Genomic DNA, 6,046 nt, shown 5'->3' on the forward strand with positions numbered 1-6,046 from the left:
GCGCGTGCAGATGCGCACCGAGATCAAGAAGGTGCACCAGAAGGTCCGCACCACGACGGTCTACGTGACCCACGACCAGGTCGAGGCGATGACACTCGCCGACCGCGTGGTGGTGATGAATGCCGGGTTGATCGAGCAGGTCGGCGCCCCCAACGATCTCTACCATTCGCCGGCCACCAAGTTCGTGGCGGGCTTCATCGGCTCGCCGGCGATGAACTTCCTGCCGTGCCATCTCGAGCAGGCGGCCGGCGCGTTGCGGGTGCGGCTGAGCGACACGCTCTCCTTCCCGGTGCCGTCGGACCGGACGACGCGCTATTCGAGCCATGCCGGCAAGTCGAACCTCGTGCTCGGCCTGCGTCCGGAGCACATCACCGAGACGCGCCCGCATGTAGAACCCAACCAGCACGATTTCGACATGGCGATCGACGTCGTCGAGCCGATGGGCATGGAGACCCTGGTCTACTTCACCGTGGCCGGCGCCGAGGTCTGCGGCCGCGTCAATCCCAACGCCGGCGCTGCCGACGGCAAGCCGATGAAGCTTCGCGCCGATCTCAGCAACATGCACCTGATCGATGACGGCACGGGCAAGGTGCTGTAACGACAGACATTGTGTTCCTCCCCCTAAATCGGGGGCGCGGGCGGCATCAACGGCCGCAACGTGAAGTTCATCTCGCTGGACGACGGCTACTCGCCCGCCAAGACGGTCGAGGTGGTGCGCCAGCTCGTCGAGCAGGAGAAGGTGCTGGCGCTGTTCCAGACGCTCGGCACGCCGACCAATTCGGCGGTCCACAAGTACATGAACCAGCGGAGAGTGCCGATGCTCTACGTCGCGACGGGCGCGTCGAAGTGGGCAAGCCCAAGGAGTTCCCGTGGACCATGGGCTTCCAGCCCGACTACCACACCGAGGCGGTGATCTACGCCAAGCACATCCTCGCCAATGTCAAGGATCCCAAGATCGCCGTGCTGATGCAGAACGACGATTGCGGTCGCGACTCCTGATGCACGAGACGCTGAAGAAGTGCGGCAATGCCCTCACACGGGCGAACGTGATGAAGCAGGCAGCCAACCACCAGAAGCTCCGGGTGCCACTGCTGCTGCCGGGCATCCTGGTCAACACTCGCGCGACCGACTTCTAGCCCATCCAGGCGGTCCAGCTTCAGCGCTTCAAGGGCGAGACCTGGGAGCTGTTCGGCGACGTCCTGCATGCTGAAAGCACATAGCCTTCGTTCATCTTTTTCCGGACCGCGGGCGTCTCGCCCGCTCATGTTTCATGAGCATGAACGGGCGAGACGCCCGCGGTCCGGAAGAGAGCGAGCCTCTTGCTCGCGAGAGTCTGGCTCCAGCCGCGAGGCATGCTAAACCATGATCAACCTCGTCCGAGGGGCGAGCGTCCGGCGACGTCCGTCGCCATCAGGACGAGCTTGCGAGCATGGGGATACAGCGATGGGCAGATTGACGGGCAAGGTCGCCTGGGTGACGGGGGCTGGTTCGGGGATCGGACAGGCCGCAGCGGTGGCGCTCGCCGCCGAGGGCGCAACGGTGGTGCTGACCGGGCGGCGCAAGGAGCCGCTCGACGAAACGGCGGCCACGATCAGGAGGACCGGCGGCACCGCGGTGGTCAAGCCCGGTGATCTGATGAAGGCGTCGGCGGTGAACCGCATCGCCGCTGACATCGACAAGCGTTTCCGGCGCTGCGACATCCTCGTAAACAATGCCGGCCTCAACATCGTCGCGCGAAGCTGGGCCCAGCTCTCGGCGGACGGCGCGGAGCAGGTGATAGACGGCAACCTGTCGAGCGCCTTCTACTGCTCATCGGCGGTGCTGCCGATGATGCGCAGGCGCAAGGACGGCGTCCTGATTCACACCTCGTCGATGGCCGGTCGGCAGGCGAGCCTGCTCAGCGGTCCGGCCTATTCGGCGGCCAAGCACGGCGTGGTGGCGATGAGCCATACCATCAACATGGAGGAATGCGTCAACGGCATCAGGTCCTGCGTGGTCTGCCCGGGCGAGGTTGCCACGCCGATCCTCGACAAGCGACCGATCCCGATCACGCCAGAGGAACGGGCGCGCATGGCTCAGTCGGAGGATGTCGGCGACCTGATCCGCTACGTCGCCTGCCTGCCGCCGCACGTCGTGATCAACGAGGTCCTGATCAACCCGACCTGGAACCGCGGCTATGTCGCCAGCCTGCGGCGCAGCGCCGACGAGAAGACGGCCAAGGCGAAGGCCAGGGCCAAGGCGAAAGCGAAGGTGATGGCGGGGATGAGGAAATTGGGATCTTGTTCTTGGGGACCGCGGGCGTCCCGCCCGCTCGTTATTCATGATAATGAGCGGGGGGGACGCCCGCGGTCCGGAAGAGCATGAGCGATTTTCAGGAGCAAATGCGATGACCGTTACCATCAATGCGAACGCACTGGAGGTCTTCGTCGCAGATATCTTTGCGTCGGCGGGCTGCTCGAAGGAGGAGGGCGAGCGCATCGGCCGCTACCTGGTGAGCGCCAATCTGTCGGGGCACGACAGCCATGGCGTGGTGCGCGTGCCGCGCTATGCCGCGAACAAGAAGAACGGCATCGTGCTGGCCGACGTCACCGTCGATGTCGTGATCGACACGCCGGTGATTGCCGTGGTCGACGGCAAGTACGGCTTCGGCCAGACGGTGACGCCGCAGGCGGTCCGCATCGGCATCGACAAGTGCAAGGCCAACGGGCTTTCCGCCGTGACCCTGCGCAATGCCGGCCATATCGGCCGGGTCGGCGACTGGGCGGAGATGGCGGCGGCCGCCGGGCTGGTGTCGATCCATTTCGTCAACGCGTCGGGCAGCGTCCTGGTGGCGCCGCACGGTGGCGTGCAGCGCCGCTTCTCGACCGCACCCTACTGCATCGGCGTGCCGCGCCCGGGGCAGGATCCTCTGGTTCTCGACTTCGCCACCTCGATCGTGGCCGAGGGCAAGGTGCTGGTGGCGAGCCAGGGTGGCAAGAAGCTGCCCGACGGCGCGCTGATCGGCCCCGACGGCAAGCCGGGCAGCGATCCGCACACGCTCTACGGTGACTACGTGCCGGCGGGTCCGCGCGACTACAGCAAGGGCACCGGCGCCATCCGCGCCTTCGGCGAGCACAAGGGCTCCGGCCTGGCCTTCATGTGCGAGCTGCTGGGCGGCTCGCTGTCGGGCAACGGCGCGACTGATCCAAAGCGCGGCCGTTTCGCCAACGGCATGCTGTCGTTCTATGTCGATCCAAATGTCGTTGATCCGGCGGGGTTCTTTCCCGCCGACGTCGCCAGGTACGTCGACTTCGTCAAGAGCTCGGCACCGGCAGCGTCGGGCGGCGAGGTCCTGGTTCCGGGCGAGCCCGAGGTGCGCATGCGGGCGGAACGCCTGGCCAACGGCGTGCCGCTGCCCGACGCCACCTGGGCCGCCATCGTCGAAACCGCCCGCTCGGTCGGCCTCGATGAGCGCCGCATCCAGCATGCGACGATGTAGCTTTTTTTCCGATGAAGACGTGTGTCGCGAAGCCCCTCCATTTTCCTCCTCCGTAATCGGGGGAGGTGGCCCGAAGGGCCGGAGGCGGAAGGCCGCAGTCGAGGCAGATGCGTTTTCGACGTCGGAACCTCAGAGACCCCTACTGCGGCCTTCCCACTCCGCCCCGTATGACGGGGCATCTCCCCCGATTACTGGGGAGGACTGGTTCCCGTTCACCGCCCCGGCCTGCGCTGCAGCCGATGCACGGCGCCCGCGATCGGATCGACGTACGCCGGCGCGGCGACGTAGTCGTGGTGCAGCAGGCGGCGAAGGACCGCGAGTCGGGCGCTGCTCGCCACCATTCCGGTGGCGACCTCGAGCTGTGGCAGGTCCATGTCCCACAGCCGCACCACCATCACCGTGTAGCCGAGCTCGAGCGCGCGATCGATCTGCCGGCGCAGGTCGTCGGCCAGGCGCTGGTCGCTCCAGTCGGGATGGCGCAGCACCTGGCCGGTGAAGCCGATCCACTTGAAGCGCGGCAGGGCTTGCGGTGCCGGACCGAGCTCGGCCGTGCCCGGCTCGGTCCAGCCCCAGTGCAGCGAGCCGTAGATCATCGCCCAGTCGAAATCGTGCATCAGCCAGACCGTGCGCGACGGGTCCGACTCGCGCTCCAGGCGCTCGATCGCCCGCTGCCAGGCGCTGTCGAGGCCGCGCAACGGCGCCAGACTCCAGACATTGTAGGCGATCAGCGCCACCGTGAGCCCACCCAGCGCGGCGAGCCCGCGCACGCCATTGCGCTTGCGCACGACCGCCAGCAGGAGAGCCCAGCCCACCGTAAGCCATGCCATGACGTTGATCTGCATCTGCGGATCCTGCGGCTGGGAATAGAGATTGAAGACCGTGCCGGCGACGAAGGTGCCGCCGAAGATCGCCGCAAGGGAGCGCGCCAGGGGATCGGTCCGGTTGCGCCACAGCAGCGGGAGCGCCACCGCGGCGATGGCGATCATCCAGACGGTCGCGGTGCAACGCCAGATGTCCCAGCCGGGAATGCCCGGTATGGCGGCGACGCCGGCGCCCAGCAGGTAGGCCACCATGCCGTCCCACAGATAGAACAGCTTCGGCCAGGTGAAGCCCGCCCATACCGAGCGCACCGCCTTGCCGGTCCAGATCAGCTCGAACGGGCCGACCGACTTGTCGTGGCCCTGCCATGCCCAGGCCACGAGCGCCGCTGTGGTGACCATTCCCAGCAGAAAGAGTGCGATCCAGCCGATGCGCCGCGCGAGCCGCGGCTCGCAGAGCCATAGCGCCGCCAGCATGCCCGGGAGGGTGGGGAACATCAGGCGCCATTCCATCAGCCAGGCCAGCGAAAACAGCCCCGAGACGGCGATCACGCGTGGCGCGCTGGGCTGCGCCAGCAACACGCTGCCCAGCGCCATGGCGGCGATCAGCACCGTGTAGCTCGGCAGGATGTCCTCGTTGATGATGGCGAGGAACATCACGAAGCTCGAGGCGAGGTGAAACAGGGCGGCCAGCAGCGCCACCAGCCGGTCTCCGGTGACGGCGCGGATCAGGGCGTAGACGATGGCGAGACAGACGCTGCAGCTCACGGCGTTCAGGATGGTCATCTGCCGCCGCGGATCGCCGGCGAAAATGCCCAGCAGGTCGAGCAGTCGGCACAGCGCGCCGTAGAATGGATAGAACAGATAGTTTGCCGGATAGAGCGGCGCGTTGGCCGGATCGACGATCCACGGCTTCAGCTCGAGGCTCTTGAACACGCCATTGCCGGTGAGCCCGCCCTGCGCGTTGTCGAACCACAGGATGATGGCGATCAGCAGCGCACTGCCGCCGAGCAGCAGCAGGGCGAGATCCAGGAGGTAGCTGCGCGGGCTGGATGGCGGACGGGACGAGCTGAGAGCGAAGGACAAAGGAGAGTGCCGGGCGACCGAGGACGAAGGTCGCTATTCATACACGGAGTAGGCACATCCATTCCTCCCCCGATTACGGGAGAGGGGGATGATGCCTACTCCGCGGCAGCCGCTGCTCGTTGCGCCTCGTCGGCCAGTCTGCCTTCGACGACGCGGCGCATGTGGATGCGCGCGCGGTCGGTCACGATGTCGACCAGGCCGGCTTCGCCGGTCTCGCCGAGTCGTGCCTGCTGCGCCTCGACCATGCGCTTGTCCTCCTGGACGGCCGAGGCGATCTCCGAGTAGAGCTTCTCCGTCGCCTGCGGGTCATTCTGGCAGAAGCCGTTGGAGACCGACCAGGAATAGTGGCAGCTGTCCTCGGTCTCCGGCGTGAGCTCGTGGAAAAGGCGGAAGCTGAGGCCAGTGCCGACGACGCCGGCCAGGAGCGCATCTCCAGTCGTGGGTACAGGCTGCGCCTCTCTCGTTGTGTTGTCAACGATCGCCGGTATCGATGGTTCCGTTGAGGTCGGGGAGGCGGCGGTGCAGGCGGTTCAGCAACCCGATCAGGGTCTCGCGCTCGGCCGGCGACAGATCGCCCAGCAGGCGCTGCTCGCGTTCGAGGGAGATCTTCAGGATGCGGTCGTGCAGCTGCCAGCCCCTGGCCGTAAGGGCATAGGCCGAGCTG

At 66.7% G+C, this 6,046-nt stretch carries 6 protein-coding genes and 2 pseudogenes; 5 read left to right on the forward strand and 3 right to left on the reverse strand.

Annotated features, from left to right (window positions below):
- The 5 genes and pseudogenes from AB7O82_RS36580 to AB7O82_RS36600 form a co-directional block, all read left to right on the forward strand.
- On the forward strand, window positions 1–598 hold a 598-nt coding region (locus AB7O82_RS36580), incomplete at its 5' end, for an ABC transporter ATP-binding protein (RefSeq protein ID WP_428621737.1).
- Window positions 599–625: 27 nt separating this feature from the next.
- Window positions 626–993: pseudogene (locus tag AB7O82_RS36585) on the forward strand (ABC transporter substrate-binding protein); the annotation flags it as partial.
- A 5-nt stretch (window positions 994–998) separates the two neighbouring features.
- Window positions 999–1,136: a hypothetical protein gene (locus AB7O82_RS36590; protein ID WP_428552507.1), complete on the forward strand. Its 138-nt coding sequence runs from the start codon at window positions 999–1,001 to the stop codon at window positions 1,134–1,136.
- 307 nt (window positions 1,137–1,443) lie between these two features.
- On the forward strand, window positions 1,444–2,364 hold the full coding sequence (locus AB7O82_RS36595) for an SDR family oxidoreductase (protein WP_428621739.1): 921 nt from the start codon (window positions 1,444–1,446) through the stop codon (window positions 2,362–2,364).
- A 22-nt stretch (window positions 2,365–2,386) separates the two neighbouring features.
- A complete protein-coding gene (locus tag AB7O82_RS36600) occupies window positions 2,387–3,478 on the forward strand; it encodes a malate/lactate/ureidoglycolate dehydrogenase (RefSeq protein WP_428552501.1) in 1,092 nt (363 codons plus the stop codon).
- Window positions 3,479–3,690: 212 nt separating this feature from the next.
- On the opposite strand, the gene AB7O82_RS36605 is transcribed toward AB7O82_RS36600, so the two are convergent.
- The 3 genes and pseudogenes from AB7O82_RS36605 to AB7O82_RS36615 all read right to left on the reverse strand — a co-directional run.
- Window positions 3,691–5,382, reverse strand: a complete 1,692-nt coding sequence (locus AB7O82_RS36605) for a hypothetical protein (RefSeq protein ID WP_428621741.1) — start codon at window positions 5,380–5,382, stop codon at window positions 3,691–3,693.
- Window positions 5,383–5,477: 95 nt separating this feature from the next.
- Window positions 5,478–5,870: a hypothetical protein gene (locus AB7O82_RS36610; protein ID WP_428621743.1), complete on the reverse strand. Its 393-nt coding sequence runs from the start codon at window positions 5,868–5,870 to the stop codon at window positions 5,478–5,480.
- Window positions 5,854–6,046 (reverse strand): annotated as a pseudogene (locus AB7O82_RS36615) (MarR family winged helix-turn-helix transcriptional regulator); the annotation flags it as partial. The gene AB7O82_RS36610 and the pseudogene AB7O82_RS36615, both read right to left, overlap by 17 nt.

Source organism: Reyranella sp. (genome assembly GCF_050185545.1).
In the GTDB taxonomy this organism is placed as follows: domain Bacteria; phylum Pseudomonadota; class Alphaproteobacteria; order Reyranellales; family Reyranellaceae; genus Reyranella.

Coding starts and splice junctions, on each gene's coding strand:
- AB7O82_RS36590 (WP_428552507.1), top strand. CDS start 999: ATGCACGAGACGCTGAAGAAGTGCGGCAATGCCCTCACACGGGCGAAC.
- AB7O82_RS36595 (WP_428621739.1), top strand. CDS start 1,444: ATGGGCAGATTGACGGGCAAGGTCGCCTGGGTGACGGGGGCTGGTTCG.
- AB7O82_RS36600 (WP_428552501.1), top strand. CDS start 2,387: ATGACCGTTACCATCAATGCGAACGCACTGGAGGTCTTCGTCGCAGAT.